The sequence below is a fragment of the Bacteroidota bacterium genome, from assembly GCA_030017895.1.
GTDB lineage: Bacteria > Bacteroidota > Ignavibacteria > UBA10030 > BY39 > JASEGV01.
Genome location: JASEGV010000006.1, coordinates 16,648 through 31,503 on the forward strand (window position 1 = coordinate 16,648; position 14,856 = coordinate 31,503).

Consider the following 14,856-nt stretch of genomic DNA (forward strand, 5'->3'; position numbering starts at 1 on the left):
ATAACATTAACAATAACAAAGGAAAAATGTATGCATAAAGTTAATTTAGTTTTCTTTTTTGCAATAATACTGTCTGCAATTTTTATTATAGGCTGCGATAAAAGCACGATAGTCGACCCCAAATCAACTGACGACGATTATCTTAAACAGCAATCACTCGATGCTGAAGAGTTAGCAGGTTTTACATCATCCGAAGATATTTCGATCGATGATGGTGCAGAAAAAGATATGAGCTATGACGATTTCGGTATGATGAAAACGACCTACCCAATAACTCCTCTCAAATGGGGACGCAAGGTAGAAAAAGTTATAAAAACTCAAATCGTGAACCGGATAAACGACTCGATATCGGTTGTTACAATCATTAAAGATATTGAAGGAAAATTTATTATCAAAGCAGTTAAAGATTCCGGTGATGTAGTTGATACTATCAAAGTAGTTAAACCTTTCACCAGTAAAATAATTCGTAAAGTTCGTTTCCTCCGGGTTAATAACGATCGTGATGTTCGAAAAAATTGGAGACCCGTAGCAATTACTTTAGTCGAAGGTAAAACCAGTGTAAAAGATTTTAGCATCGGCACATTAGAAGTGATGTCGTCTGTCGATACTGCGACAATCACCGACCCCTTAACTTATTGGGCTCGCTTGGCTCCGGGACGTGGCGGTGTTGCTACTTTGCGACCCGGTGATTCTATTTTAGTTCGATTGACTGTAGCAAGCACAAACGCAAAACAAGAATTTGCATTATTGCGTCATGGCATCGAAAATGGAATGAGCCGCCATCGTGCACGATTCAGAATGGAGCTTGTCAGTGAAACCGGTTCCGACGGAAATTACACTCGCGTGTATGAGAAGAAAATTGTTGCTCGTCTCCCGTTAGGATTAGCACTCGGACATTACTGCGCTATCGTTGATGTAATATCGCACGACTCTATAAAAGATGATGTTGCCCCGTTTATGAATGCTTTTTGGGGAATGCCGTATCTCGTAAAACGATTTTAAATTCGATCCGTTGAACTCCTTACCCGTCTCCGGCTGTCGAAGTTGGAGACGGGATATTTTTAAATGAAAAAAATGAATAATAAAATATTTGTACTAGTAATTATCGCCTTCGTTTTTGGTTGTCAGAAGCCGGGACCTGTCGAATTAATTGACGATAAAGACGATTCTAAATTAATCGATATTATGTCGACCGGTTCTGTTTCAGATACACTCTACGCAGTGTCGATTGGTGATACGAGTGGCAATTTCGGTGCTCAGAACTCACGATACTATGCAAAATTAATTTATCAAAGTATCCGTTTCGACAGGCTGTTGAGAAAAGACAGCCTTGTAAATGCTGAAGCAATATTTTTTGATAAAGACAGCCCGATTAAGCATAACAATCGTGTAATCGCATATCCATCGTTCGATGTTGGTGTGTTAAAAATTAATGATGATGCGTTAAACAAATTCCCACGCCGGCTAATGATTCCGATGCAAGGCGATACTTTAATAGGTTTCGGATATCAGTTCCGAAAAAACTACGAACTCAACACAGTAAACAAGTGGACAGCAACGGGCATCGGTTCGATTGGTTCTTTCGATATTTCATTCTCATCACCGCCGACAATCAGAGTTTTGAATTTAACCCCTCGATTCATAGACGTATCGGAACCGCTGAATATTAAATGGGATTGTACAAATCCGATAATTAATATTTTTTTAAGCGGTGAGGATGGCAATTTGTTAGTCAGAAGATTAGTTCCGGTTATGCACCTGCAAATCAAGAATACAAAAGGGGAAGTAACTATACCTCCAAAAATTCTTGAACTGATACCAATTAAAAAGTTCTCCCGGTTCGTATTTTCGTTCGTTTCAGAATCCTCGCGAACTGTACGCATATCAGGCTATCCCGAGGACGTTTTAGTTCATTCCTCTTCCGTTCATAGCATCCTTTTAAGTGTCCGTCCGTAAATCAGAATGCGATTAAAACTTTATAATGAAATAATTTTCTTTACCATCATTATTATTTTGTGTCCCAATACGATGTTTACACAATACATGAGTTCTTCACGAGGTGTCGGTGTTGCCGCATTCACAGCATTATCCGCCGACGTTAGCTCCATCGATTGGAATCCGGGCGGATTAACGAACATACGCGAGTGGGAATTAAATTTTTCTAATTTTAAAAGTACATCGATTGCAAAATCCGGTTTTACTTTTCAAAGTTTCGGAATCGGGAAAAAGTTTTTTGAAAAACACGCTGCTGCAATTCGTTATTCACCCGGTTCAAATTTGGAGTTTATTGTGCCCGCCGCTTTCAGCGTTTACGATACAGCCGGAAATATCATCGTTACAAAATTCGATAAAAGAATTTCTTTCTCCCAAAATTATTCGGTAGGATATGCTTACAACATCGTTGACGAATTATCATTCGGTTTTTCAGCGAGGTTGTTTGATAGCAAAGTTTCCGATACCAAGTATTTTATAGATACGAACAACGTCATTCAATCGCTAGTATCCGATTACTCGGCAAGCTCGTGGGCTATTGATTTCGGAACTCAATACAAAATTAATAACAAATGGTATTTTGGTTTGGTGTTTAAAAATCTTTTCAAAATAAGTGAGGTGGAATTTACAGAAGCGCTGCGGAACTACCAATTAAATTTAGCTAAATCGGTTTGCTTCGGTCTGGCATATTCATTATCAGAAAAATTTATTACAAGTTTTGAATTCGACACAAAAAACAAACTGCGGTTTGGTGCCGAATTATCGGCTTTCGATTTTCTGCAGGTTCGAAGCGGAGTTTATACAACTGACTTCCCCAAATTTTCTCCAGAAGCTGCATCCATCGGATTCAGTATAAGCTATCACCCCGTTCAGCTAAGTTTTAGCTACTTAAGGTTTTTCGATCAAACAAACCGGCGTGGTGTTTCAAGCATTGATATTTTAAATAAATCGGGTTACGCAGATATAGATTACACGCCATTTACTACCGATCGCCTCTCGTTGTCGGTAAGCATAAATTTAGGCAGGACAAAGGACGTTCTCGCTAGAATTGAGTTTGTTGAAATGTTAAGCGAGGTTTTCCCTGCATCTTATCAAACATACGCATTCCGTCCGCTTGGGATAGCGAGAGTTCGGAATGTATCGTCAAAACCGATCGAAGCAAAAGTGAGTTTTTTTGTGGATGATTTTATGAATGCTCCGACCGAAACAAAACCGTTTCGTATAAATTCTAACGAGACAATCGAGGTTCCGTTCCTTGCCGTTTTTAACAGTGCAATAAACGCAGTAAAAAAGTTTTCGATTTACGACGGAACTGTTTATGTTCACGCAGAACCGGCTGGCGATTACGACGACCGTTATCAAACACGAGTTTTAATTCGAGGTAAGAATGATTGGAACGGCGATGTGATGTTGTTGCGATACTTTATTACCCCCAACGACCCTGACATAATAAAGTTTAGCAGAAAAGTTTTGGATAAAAAGAAATCAGAGAATGATAATGGGTTGTTATTGAAATTCAAACACGCAGCGATTTTGTTTGATGAACTGGCGAGGCACGTGCAATATATCAGCGATCCGAAACAGAGCGCCGATTTTGTTCAGTATCCTGCTGAAACAATTAGTTTGCGTGGCGGCGACTGCGACGATTTAACTGTTTGCTATGCGGCGCTGCTTGGCAGTATCGGTATTTCGTCCGCGCTCGTTGATGTAATTCCGGCCGATGATCCGAAAAATTCGCACATCTATTTGATGCTCGATACAGAGATAGAAGTATCGAAAGCTAACCTGATTAGCGATAATACGAAACGCTACATCATCAGGAAAAACGAAAAAGGAATAGAAACTGTTTGGCTGCCGGTTGAAACAACAATTCTTTCAAAAGGTTTTTCCGAAGCATGGAATACAGGAGCTTCAAACTATTTTCAAGATGTAATTATTAACAACGGCATCGGCAAAGGCTGGGTTCGTGTTGTCGATCTGCCATCAAGTTTTTGATAAGGAGATTTAGACATGGTAAAATTCAATTTAGTACTAACATTAATACTCGGGTTGACAATAAATATTTTTGCCGAAATTAAATTGTTATCTGTAAAGGGGGATGTAAAAGTTCGTCGCGGTGTTAACGAACAGTGGCAGCAAATTAAAGCGGGCGAAATATTAAATTTAGAAGATGCTATTTTTATCGGCGGCAAATCGACAGCATCGATTTCATTAAATAGGCAAAAAAAGATTACTCTTCCCGAAAAAACGATAGTTGAGATTTCTGATTTGCGGTATCTTTCGAGGGAAGAATTATTATTGAAATTAGCAATGGACAGGATTATTGCCGTTCCGCAGCAGGATAGGAGGGACGAGTTAATGCCGGCTCGAACTACTGTAATTCACGGAGAGAAAAAATCGGAAACATCTGCCGCAATGAAGCCAACAATTGAGAATGCTTTGAAAATGTTGAACGGCGCGAAGTTACTTTTCGAAAATAATTTTTATGGAACCTGTGCCTTGCGCGTGCGCGATGTTTTGAGGATCCATCCGACGATTGAAGGAAGTATCGAGTATAAATTATTAGCTGCAAACTCTTTGGAAAAAGCTGAACTGTACGATGAAGCATTGAGCGAGTATGTTTCTATTCCGTTAGTAAATATTTCAGCTAAACAAAAACAAACTCTCCAGCAAAATATCGAGCGATTGAAGAAAAAGTTGGCTGATTAAACATCATTTACCGATAAAAAGTCTTTTAGCAAGAAATTCGGGCAGTATTGCTTTCCGGATTTTTTTTGCCGTCGTTTCCACATCATACTCAGCACGGATATTTTCGTAAGTCCAGTTATGAGTATCGAAAATTCCAAAACTCAAACGCCAATCTCTATCTCTCGGTTGTCCCACACTTCCCACATTGATTATATATTTTTTCTCTCTCAACAATTTGTATTTGCATGAAAAATAATTTATTTCCTCAGTGATGACCTGATTAACTAATTCTTTTTTACTCGCACGGTCTTCACAAAATATTTCCGAAACGTGTGAATGCCCGATGAAACAGAGGGGTGTATCAAAATATCTGAAATTGATGCCTGCTTCCAAATGATTTGTTATATAAAACCATTCTTGTGGTTTAAAGAGAGATGAATGAACAAAATTAATATTTTCAATTTCAATCGTGAACGGAAGCGATCGTAGAAACTCTTTTTCGGGTTGCGATAAAATCTTGTTAGTCCAGAAGACCGCTGTTTTTGCATACTTTGTGAAATCTTGTGTATAACTTAAATCCGCCGCCGCTTGGTCGTGATTGCCCATAATGATGTGTTGCGAAATTTTTCTCGTTAGGTCCAAACATTGTTTCGGATTAGCTCCATAACCGACTATGTCGCCGAGGCAAATTACTTTATCCACAGTTTTCTGTTCAATTATTTCGAGAGCTTTTTGTAAAGCTTCAAGATTTGAATGGATATCGGATATAATGGCGATACGCAAAATGTTCATTCCCGCCAATTATTCTTTTGCTAACTTTCTCAATACCGCCAAATTAATTCTATCCTCTTCCATCTCTCCCCCTTTTGGAGTTTCAAGTATTTTTGGGATTTTGGCGAGCCGTTTGTCCTGCATTATCAGTCGGAATGCTTCCTTACCGACAGTTCCTTTGCCGATGTGTTCGTGGCGGTCAACCCGTGAGCCGAGTTCTTTTTTCGAGTCGTTGCAGTGAATTATTTCTAAATTTTTTAAACCTACAGTGTTGTTAAATTCTTTCATTGTTTTTTTATAAACAATCTCGTTGCGGATATCGTAGCCGGCGGCAAATACGTGTGAGGTATCTATACAGACTGCCATTCTCTCCGGATTATCAACGCTGTCAATTATTTCTTTCAACTGTTCGAATCTGTAACCGATAGACGATCCTTGTCCGGCAGTCGTTTCAAGCACACTTTTTACTATATAATTTTTTGTTCCATCGTGAGCTATGTTTAACGATTCTATAATCTTTTTTATTCCTTCGCTTTCGCCGGCGCCTGTGTGCGCACCTGGATGGAATATTAAATATGGAATTCCAAGCAATTCGCAGCGCCGAAGCTCTTCTGCAAAAGCGATGCGGGATTTTTCTAAAATGTCTTTGTTTGATGCACAAAGATTTATCAGATATGCTGTGTGTGCGGCAACAGGTTTGATCTTGAATTTTTTCTGTGCAGATTTGTATAACAGAATTTCCTCATCGGTTAACGGTTTTGCATTCCATTGGTTGTTGTTCTTTGTAAAAATCTGGAGTGTTGTGCAGCCGACACTTGCACCCCGTTCGAATGCGAGGTGTAGTCCACCGGCAATGGACATGTGGGCGCCGATTAAGGGATAACTCATTTATAAGCTGATTTTCTGTGTTCGATTTTTTCGATGAAAACCAAGAGGCGTTTTTTCTCGATTTCAAAAATAATTCTGTAGTCTCCGACCCGATATGAATAATATCCCTTGAGGTTGCCAACTAACGGATTTGCACAGTATGGATCTTTCGAGATTTTTTCAAACGATTCATAAAACCGACCCAGCAATTTTTTATCGCGGGAATAAAGATTTGCTAAAAACTTTGCTGTGCCTTTGGATAAAATAATCTCGTACATCACTTGATTTTGTATTTTTTCTTGAAACCTTCAAAGATTACGAACTCACCCTTCTCTATTTTTTCTCTTTCTTTCTTCAACTCTTGCGCTAACCTGGGGTTATAACTTAAAAGCTCGACTGTTTCTTTCAGATTTTCATACTCTTCAAGTGAAATGAGCACTTTTGGTTTATCACTTTTGATGGTTATAGTATGCATTTTTCAAGTCCTACTATTAATAAATTTTTATGTTACTTAATATAAAATACAAACTCTTTATCTGTAATTCAAACTAATTTTATTGCCTTCCATTATTATCAAATAATGAGTCAGGTAAGTTTTGGTTTACCAAATATTTTGTGAACGTGATGGTAATTGACCCTGCGCGAGGTAAACGACGCGGCATATTTTCCATTCCCTTAATATCCGGCACGTTGTCTTCCTCCTCTTTTAAACTCGTAAGCTCAACCCTAATGTTGGAAGGAAGCAAGTATTTGTTCTGAATTTTTCCGTATTCAAATGTAACCGAGGTCTGCCGTCCTTCGAATGGTTTACTCTCAAACTTTCTTACCACCCAATTTAAATTATCCACCCAAATATAAAATTGTTTTCCTTTTCCTCGTCCCTCCTTGAGTGTGAGTTCTAATTTATAAGCAGGAAATTTATTCACGGAATCCGATGAAACAAATGATGCATTGTACTTTTCGTTTTGGAATTGCATCGGGTTGAAACCTTCTCGAGGTATTATAGCAAAGCCCTCGGAATCGAAATGAAATTTGTCGGGCTGTTGGAATTGTTCCTCGAATGTTAATGCCGGTTTTGTGTATTCTATTCGTCCCATGGATATAAAAGAAAAACCCACTCTAAGCGCGCTGTTCTTACGGGAAGCGGAGCGGGTGTGTTGGTATTAATATACAAAGCCGATTTCAGAAAGTCAAATTTAATAGAGAATCGGTTGGGTTCATATGTTTATAGAAAACTGGTAGCATCTATTTTCAAAACATCTTTAGAAACTGGCATAAATTACAGGTAAAATACAGATAATGCAAATCTAATTTATTCAGCTATTTTGCCTTTCTCAAACAACGAATCCTGAAGGTTTTGATTCACTGAGTATTTTGTAAAAGTGATTGTTACCGTTCCTTCACGGGGAAGTCGTCGGAGGCGAGATTCTCTTCCCGGTACATCCTGTATATCATTCTTATCGTCAAATAAGTTTTGCAAACTTACAACAATGTTCGATGGCATCAAATACCTTTTATCAACCATTCCATAATCGAAAGAGACAGTAATGTCTCTTCCTTGTGCTGTTGCCGTCTCGATTTTTCTTATTACAAAATTATCTTTGTCAACCCACATATAAAAGTTTTGAACCGGCAGTGGGGCACTCGTGGATAAATCTTTTACACTCAATTGTAGTTTGTATGAAGGATAGACCCCAAATGTATCGAGCTTAATTATTTTAGGTTCATACTTATCGTGTTGGAGTTGCGATGGAATGAACCCCAGCCCTGCCCGCGGTATTATCGCAAAACCTTCCGACTCTAAATGAAACTTGTCAGGTTGCTTGAAAAATATTTTCATCTTCCTTCTCGGTATCCGAAGGCGTTCCATCTCAATTGAAACCATAGCTTCAGCAGTGTAATCGTTAATTTCTTGGAACCTTTTTTCAACTCTACTTAATATTTCAGAGGCATTAATTTGAGAAAATGAAATGGGAGGGCAAAAGCAGGTGAGTAACACTGCGAACAATATCGCTCTCTGAATTAAGCCGTTTAAACGGTTACGCTTGATCAAATCGAGATCAATTAACACCCGACTTAAGTCGTCTGTTTGGCATACTCTCACATTATCTAGAAACTGTTTCAACGGTTTAAAATATTGTAATGAAAGCTGCTTCACGACAAAATATCCTTCCTGCGAAAAAGATACAGTGTCGTGAGAAAGAACCCGCCACAATAGATACATAAATAACTAACAGAGTTGAATATTTCATTGAAGTTAACTGGTTCTTCGAACGCTTTCATCCAGACAGTAGCGTATGTTGTAAAAAGATACGGCTTCAATGTTTTAAAGAACTCGATTGGTAATTCACCGAGTATAAAAAATATTATCAGCACTGCCATCGTGCCTACTATCGGACCGATAGCATTTTCTACAAAAGAGGAGGAGAGAAATGCCAGGGACGCTACGGTCCACATAGCGATGAGAGCACAAAAATATGCGAGTAAAAATCGCCACCAAACCTCATCAAACGGTAAAAGTAAAATCCCGTCTCTGAAAATTATCAGATCGCCTCCACCGAAAAACAAATGCCCAAGTCCGACACTCAAAGCTGCTAAAAAAACGACAAGTGTCGTTGTGTAAAATATAGTGGTGATGTATTTTATTATTATAACTTTGGTTCTCGAAACAGGACGAGTCAATAAAATTCTATATGTGCCTGAAGTTGCTTCGCCCGCTAACGAATCGCCCGCAACGAGTGTAATTAAAAACGGGATATGAACAAACAAACTATGCATTATTAAGTGACTGAGGAACCAGCCGTTGAATAAATTTCCTGTCGTTATGAATTCTTCCTGAAAACTAAACATCGCACCTTGTGCAGGATTAATACCGCTCAATTCTAATCCGACAACTATGAGCGGGACAATTATGCCGATAGTCAGAAAGCCAATGTACGTCCGCCACTTAGTAAATATTTTGTATGCCTCGAGGAGGACGATATTAAACATTGTCGACTCCTTTGGTCTTTGATGCTTGAAAAGTCGGATACGCCCGTTCGGTCATCTCGATAAAGTAATCTTCTAACGAACGGCGAGGAATTATAGAGGTAACCCGCAAATTGTGTTTTACAAATTCTGCGTTTATTTCCGGAATACGATCTACCGAGGTATAAATCACCAAGCTAGTGTTATGTCGTTCATATTTTTTTACAAAAGCGAATGACTTGATAATATGTTCGGCAGCTTCGATCGGTTCAACCTGAAATTGAACATATTGCTCGCTGCTGTTGAGCAATTCCTGAACGTATCCTTGCACTACAAGTTTTCCGTTGTTAATGATTGCCATCCTATTGGCAACTTGTTCAACTTCGGTGAGTAAATGAGAAGAAAGGAAGATGGTTATGTTCTTATTATTCGATAATTTTTTTATCAGTTCACGAACTTCCCGCATTCCTTGCGGGTCGAGACCGGATGTTGGCTCATCTAAAATTATAAGTTCGGGGTTGGCGAGTAATGCTTGCGCAATTCCCAAACGCTGTTTCATACCGTGCGAATAAGTTTTAACCTTGTCGTTAATCCGGTCGGAGAGTTTAACTATTTCGAGAACTTCTTCAATTCGTTTTTTAGTTACTCCGCCGTAAAGCGAGCCGATAAATTTTAAATTATCAAATGCCGAAAGATGTCCGTAGAAATCCGGCTTCTCAACTAATCCGCCGATGCGTTTAAGAGCTTCGCCTCTGTGTTGATCCAATCTTTTACTAAACATTGTAATACTTCCTTTGGTTGGATGAATCAGAGAGAGCATCATTCTAATCGTGGTGCTTTTACCGGCACCGTTAGGACCTAAAAATCCGTAGACGTCGCCTCTATAAACCTCTATGTTTAAATCACTTACAGCATATCTTTTTTTGAAACGCTTTGAAAGGTTACGTGTTTGTAATATTATTTCAGACATTTTTTTTTCATGATTCTGTCGCTCCGAATATAATGAGAAATTGAGAGAGATGCATATTATTCAGAAGGTCCAAATCCCAAATCATAAATCAACAATCCGAAATCCGAAATTATTTCCCTTGCTTCTCAAACTCAATTTCCATAACTTTCAATAGATAAATAAAAGGAAGGTTGATGCACGAACTCGACATACTCAGCGAACTTGTGCTGCTGCTCGCAGTAATAATAGTCGTAATTTCTATTTTCAGAAAAATTAACATTCCGCCGCTTGTAGGTTTCTTAATCAGCGGATTAATCATCGGTCCATATGGAATTAAATTAGTCCGGAATATCGAAGCCGTTAATGTTCTTGCTGAAGTAGGTGTTGTGCTTTTACTTTTTACAATCGGTCTCGAGTTTTCTCTCACACGCTTAAAGCGGATTAAGAAAATTGTTTTGATAGGCGGCGGTTTGCAGGTTCTCATTACTATTTTCGTGGTAACATTCTTACAAATGGTGATAGGTTTGGAGTTTCGGCAATCGCTCTTCGTGGGCTTTTTAATCTCACTCAGCAGCACCGCGATCGTAATGAAACTGCTTACCGACAAAGCAGAAACCGATACACCGCACGGTAAGATATCGTTAGGCATTTTGCTTTTTCAAGATTTATGCATCGTTCCGATGATGTTGTTGGTTCCAGTTCTTGCTGCTGCGAGCGGAACTACAGCACTCGATGTTATACTGAAATTTGTAATTTCACTCGTTGGTATAGGTGCTATAATTGTAGCTGCTATCTATCTGATGCCCAAGTTGGTAGAGTTTTTAGTCCTTGCTAAAAGCCGAGAACTGTTTGTAATCGGTGTTGTGTTTTTGAGTTTGGGAACGGCACTCGTTACTTCATATGTTGGACTATCGCTCGCTTTAGGAGCGTTCATTGCCGGCTTAATTTTATCCGAATCCGAATACTCGCACGAAATCGTAGGCGCTGCTCTGCCGTTCCGGGATGCACTAAGTAGTCTTTTCTTCATCTCAATCGGGATGTTGGTGAATATTAATTTACTTTTTGAAAAATCTCTTCTCTTAATAATTGTGTCGTCAGCAATTATTGTGATAAAATTTTTTATTGCCGCTATCGTGGTTTTGTTTCTTTCCTTCCCTGCACGCACGGCTATCATAGTCGGGCTTTCACTTTCTCAAATCGGTGAGTTTTCATTCATACTCGCGCTCGCCGGGATATCATCGGGACTGATGAGTAACGAAATATATCAAATGTTTTTAGGCGCTTCGATAATAACAATGATGCTAACCCCGCTATTCATCCAATTTTCCACTCCAACGGCGCATTTCTTTCAAAAAATATTACCTCAAAAACTAACCTTTAAATTCTTCCATCGAATTGTTGCCGATGAAGTTGTTGATAAATACACTCTTTCTGATTTTAAAAATCACGTGATAATCGTAGGATACGGATTGAACGGAAAAAACGTCGCATCGGTTTTAAAAGAAACTGGAATTAAATATTTGATTGTCGATTTAAGCGGCGAGACTGTTAAAGCAGCGCGAAAGTTAGGAGAGAATGTTCTGTATGGCGATGCGACACGAAGAGAAATGCTGCTGCATTTAGGAATTGAAGCAGCGCGTGTTTTAGTGATTGCTATTTCCGATTCGGATGCGATGCGGCGGATTTTGAAAATTGCCCGAAACTTAAACCCGGATTTACACATTATTTCTAGAACGAGGACGGTTGCTGAGATTGAAGATTTATACAAATTAGGCTCGAGCGAAGTAATTCCCGAAGAATTTGAGACTTCGATTGAGATATTTACGAGAGTTCTGCGGCAATATCATTTACCTCGCAACATAATTGCGGCGCAAGTCGATTTGATTAGGCGTGAAGGTTACGGAATGTTCCGTGGACTCAAACTTCCCGATGCGACTATGGATCAAATAACCGCAATCCTTGTTGCCGGAACTACAGATACGTTTCTTGTTTTAAACGAGTCGCCCGCTCGCGGAAAAACATTAGCCGACTTAAATTTAAGATTACTTTCGGGATGTTCCGTAATCGCAGTTGTCCGGGATAATAAGCCAACTACAAATCCGCCTCCTGATTTCATAATTGAATCGGGAGATGTTATGGTTTTATTAGGCACGCACGCCGAGATTGATAAAGCGTTTGATTTATTAAGTCCACCGAGGATGGAAGAAGGATAAACCGTAATATGCAAAACGTAATACATATCGATTCACTTGAGTTAGCTGAACTTCAGCCATATCGAACGATGCGGCGCGCGGTTGAGCACGTCAAGCAAGGAATTTTTGTTGCCGAAAGCGATACAGTTGTTAATAAATTGTTGACTACAAATCTTGCAATCGTATCTATATTAATAACACAAAACCGGTTTGATGAAATCCGACATTTAATTGATGAGAGAGAAAAAAAGGATTTTAAAATTTATCTTGGCGAGAAAGATCTTTTAGAACAAATAGTCGGATTTGATTTACACCAAGGGATTATGGCAGTTGCGAAAATTCCTGAGCCGCTATTAATCGAAGATGTAGCAAAACAATCTTTACAGCCGTATTTGTTTGTTGCATTAGATGGACTTACGAACGCTGATAACTTGGGCGTTATTGTAAGAAACTGTGATGCTTTCGGCGTTGATGCTTTGATTGTCGGCGAAACTTCAAGCAGCCCTTACTTAAGACGCGCAATCAGGCAGTCGATGGGGACTGTGTTTGATTTGCCAATCGTTCACACGAAAAATTTACGCGAGACACTGTTATTGTTGGAAGGAAAATTCAACACCCGCTGTTTAGCTGCCGATGCACATGCGAATGATATTTCGATTCAAGATGCCGACCTGAAAAAAAATATCTGTATAGTTTTAGGTAGTGAGGGGAGCGGTATCCGGGAATCGGTTCTCGAAGTTTGTTCCGAGAAAATTACAATTCCGGTTTCTGAAAATGTTGACTCTCTGAATGTTGCAAGTGCGAGTGCAGTGTTTTTGTGGGAAGTAAGCAGGATTAGATGATAAGCTCCCGAATAGTAGGTCGGTCTACAAAGAGATTCTTCGACCAATGATTCAATGAATTATTTCCGTATGGTCGTATCAAAAACAGCCGCTACGTTAATGTTGATTTCGTTCAGAAGGGGAGAGTTCAAAATATCAGTCGCCTTAAATATCTTTATAAGCTTAAATCCCCGATCCGAATTTTGATAAACTTCTATTTCTTTTTTTTCGGGCGCAACCATCCAGTATTCTTTAGCACCGCCAATTGCATATTCGCGAAATTTAAATGTGCGGTCTCGATCCTCCGTTGACTCTGAAAGAATTTCAATTGCAAGGTCGGGCGCACCGTTGAGCTTCTTGCCGTCATCAATATATGATCGCTCGAAAGACAGAAAGGAAACATCGGGCTGAAAAACGGTCGTCTTTGAAAGATAGACATCTACCGGACTCGAAAAAAGAACACCGATATTCTGTTTCTCGATGTATAATCCTAAAAAAATTCCAAGTCTCGTAGCTATCCGTTGATGCTGTGTTGAAGGCATTGCGGTCATAATACATTCTCCATCGAATAGTTCAATCCTTTGGTGTGATTCGCCGAGGGTTAAAATATCTTCATAGGTATGTTTTAATTCATCAATAATCGTTTTCATTTCTAATAATATAAATAGTTATTTGAGCTAATGCAAGCAAAAAAAAAGAGACGATTCAGCGAGTCGTTATACAGCTAAATGAGCCTGATGTTTTAGTAAATCGACGAAACTCGTCGACCTACACCAAACTCATCCCCTAACTCAGTTCGAACAAAGCTCTCCTTCTCCCCGCAAGCGGGGAGAAGGGGAACCATCGCTTAAACATTGATAAGGGGTTGAGTTACAGGCTTCAGCGGGATTCTTAAAGTTATTTACAAGTTACCTTCTTGCTCTCGATATGATTTCGCTGCGCTCAATCTACTCGAGCACCAGCAAAGTTTGAAGGTTCTCGAGTTGAGTGACTTTAAAATTACGTATCGAGAGAACCGAAAAATATTTAAACCTCTCACCATCCCCTCTCCTTTTAGGAAAGGGGATTGAGGATTGAGTTCCAAACATCTTAAGTTAAAAACAAATTCCATCGGTACGATACGCTTCAGCGTGTCGGCAAGCGCAGCTAGTACAATCGACAGACTAAAAGTCTGTCGTACCGACTACTTCACCAACGTTAGCTTCTTAACTTCTACATTATTTCCGCTTTGGAGTTTGTAGAAATATATTCCATTCGACAATTGTGCTGCATCAAATGTTACCTGATGATATCCGGCTGTTTGATTACCGTTTACCAATGTGGCTACTTCTTTTCCTATTATATTATAAACCTTCAATGTTGTATAATTATCTGCTGCCAATTGATATTTTATAACTGTTGATGGGTTAAACGGGTTTGGATAGTTTTGGTTTAACGAAAACACTGCCGGTATTGCTTCGCCGCCAACACTGTTTGGGTTAAGCATAATAGGACCGAAACGAGTTGTAAGACCATTAAGATCCTGCTGAAGTAAATAGAATTCAGTATTATCTATAACAGCATTCTTGTAAGTCCAAGTGTAAGTTGCTGGTTCGCCTTTGGCGGGTTG

17 protein-coding genes (1 of these 17 only partly in view) are annotated in these 14,856 nt (G+C 39.2%); 6 read left to right on the plus strand and 11 right to left on the minus strand.

What is annotated here, in order from left to right:
* Window positions 1-30: 30 nt before the first annotated feature.
* From QME58_02145 to QME58_02160, 4 genes are all read left to right on the plus strand, one after another.
* Entirely contained in the window at window positions 31-1,002 is a 972-nt protein-coding gene (locus QME58_02145; GenBank protein ID MDI6802632.1) for a hypothetical protein, read from the plus strand.
* A 63-nt stretch (window positions 1,003-1,065) separates the two neighbouring features.
* On the plus strand, window positions 1,066-1,956 hold the full coding sequence (locus tag QME58_02150; protein ID MDI6802633.1) for a hypothetical protein: 891 nt from the start codon (window positions 1,066-1,068) through the stop codon (window positions 1,954-1,956).
* 6 nt (window positions 1,957-1,962) lie between these two features.
* On the plus strand, window positions 1,963-3,987 hold the full coding sequence (locus QME58_02155; protein ID MDI6802634.1) for a hypothetical protein: 2,025 nt from the start codon (window positions 1,963-1,965) through the stop codon (window positions 3,985-3,987).
* Window positions 3,988-4,002: 15 nt separating this feature from the next.
* The gene (locus QME58_02160; GenBank protein MDI6802635.1) at window positions 4,003-4,701 is read left to right on the plus strand and encodes a hypothetical protein; all 699 of its coding nucleotides are present in this window, start codon (window positions 4,003-4,005) and stop codon (window positions 4,699-4,701) included.
* 3 nt (window positions 4,702-4,704) lie between these two features.
* On the opposite strand, the gene QME58_02165 is transcribed toward QME58_02160, so the two are convergent.
* From QME58_02165 to QME58_02200, 8 genes are all read right to left on the minus strand, one after another.
* Window positions 4,705-5,472 carry a metallophosphoesterase family protein gene (locus QME58_02165; GenBank protein MDI6802636.1) on the minus strand — a complete coding sequence of 256 codons (768 nt, stop codon included), beginning with the start codon at window positions 5,470-5,472 and terminating at the stop codon, window positions 4,705-4,707.
* A 9-nt stretch (window positions 5,473-5,481) separates the two neighbouring features.
* Window positions 5,482-6,339 carry a deoxyribonuclease IV gene (locus tag QME58_02170; protein ID MDI6802637.1) on the minus strand — a complete coding sequence of 286 codons (858 nt, stop codon included), beginning with the start codon at window positions 6,337-6,339 and terminating at the stop codon, window positions 5,482-5,484.
* The gene (locus tag QME58_02175) at window positions 6,336-6,596 is read right to left on the minus strand and encodes a type II toxin-antitoxin system RelE/ParE family toxin (protein MDI6802638.1); all 261 of its coding nucleotides are present in this window, start codon (window positions 6,594-6,596) and stop codon (window positions 6,336-6,338) included. Before QME58_02175 ends, QME58_02170 begins: the two co-directional genes overlap by 4 nt.
* Window positions 6,596-6,793: a hypothetical protein gene (locus QME58_02180; protein ID MDI6802639.1), complete on the minus strand. Its 198-nt coding sequence runs from the start codon at window positions 6,791-6,793 to the stop codon at window positions 6,596-6,598. The genes QME58_02175 and QME58_02180 overlap by 1 nt, the downstream gene beginning before the upstream one ends.
* Window positions 6,794-6,872: 79 nt before the next feature.
* Complete coding sequence (locus QME58_02185) at window positions 6,873-7,415, minus strand: hypothetical protein (protein MDI6802640.1); 543 nt, start codon at window positions 7,413-7,415, stop codon at window positions 6,873-6,875.
* 215 nt (window positions 7,416-7,630) lie between these two features.
* The gene (locus QME58_02190; protein ID MDI6802641.1) at window positions 7,631-8,443 is read right to left on the minus strand and encodes a hypothetical protein; all 813 of its coding nucleotides are present in this window, start codon (window positions 8,441-8,443) and stop codon (window positions 7,631-7,633) included.
* Between the two features lie 29 nt (window positions 8,444-8,472).
* Window positions 8,473-9,309 carry an ABC transporter permease subunit gene (locus QME58_02195; protein MDI6802642.1) on the minus strand — a complete coding sequence of 279 codons (837 nt, stop codon included), beginning with the start codon at window positions 9,307-9,309 and terminating at the stop codon, window positions 8,473-8,475.
* Window positions 9,302-10,255, minus strand: coding sequence for an ABC transporter ATP-binding protein (locus QME58_02200; GenBank protein ID MDI6802643.1), 954 nt, complete (start codon window positions 10,253-10,255; stop codon window positions 9,302-9,304). Before QME58_02200 ends, QME58_02195 begins: the two co-directional genes overlap by 8 nt.
* Before the next feature lie 173 nt (window positions 10,256-10,428).
* On the opposite strand from QME58_02200, the gene QME58_02205 reads away from it, so the two are divergent.
* Both QME58_02205 and QME58_02210 read left to right on the plus strand, forming a co-directional pair.
* Complete coding sequence (locus QME58_02205) at window positions 10,429-12,447, plus strand: cation:proton antiporter (protein ID MDI6802644.1); 2,019 nt, start codon at window positions 10,429-10,431, stop codon at window positions 12,445-12,447.
* 8 nt (window positions 12,448-12,455) lie between these two features.
* Window positions 12,456-13,268, plus strand: coding sequence for an RNA methyltransferase (locus tag QME58_02210; protein MDI6802645.1), 813 nt, complete (start codon window positions 12,456-12,458; stop codon window positions 13,266-13,268).
* Window positions 13,269-13,327: 59 nt separating this feature from the next.
* Here QME58_02210 and QME58_02215 read toward each other — a convergent pair whose 3' ends face one another.
* The 3 genes from QME58_02215 to QME58_02225 form a co-directional block, all read right to left on the minus strand.
* Window positions 13,328-13,897: a Uma2 family endonuclease gene (locus tag QME58_02215; protein MDI6802646.1), complete on the minus strand. Its 570-nt coding sequence runs from the start codon at window positions 13,895-13,897 to the stop codon at window positions 13,328-13,330.
* A 533-nt stretch (window positions 13,898-14,430) separates the two neighbouring features.
* The gene (locus QME58_02220; protein MDI6802647.1) at window positions 14,431-14,733 is read right to left on the minus strand and encodes a T9SS type A sorting domain-containing protein; all 303 of its coding nucleotides are present in this window, start codon (window positions 14,731-14,733) and stop codon (window positions 14,431-14,433) included.
* A gap of 65 nt (window positions 14,734-14,798) precedes the next feature.
* A protein-coding gene (locus tag QME58_02225) for a S8 family serine peptidase (protein MDI6802648.1) crosses the window boundary here: on the minus strand, window positions 14,799-14,856 show its 3' end. The gene runs 2,423 nt beyond the window's last position; only the last 58 of its 2,481 coding nucleotides appear in the window; the start codon falls outside the window, past its right edge — the gene reads right to left on this strand; the stop codon is at window positions 14,799-14,801.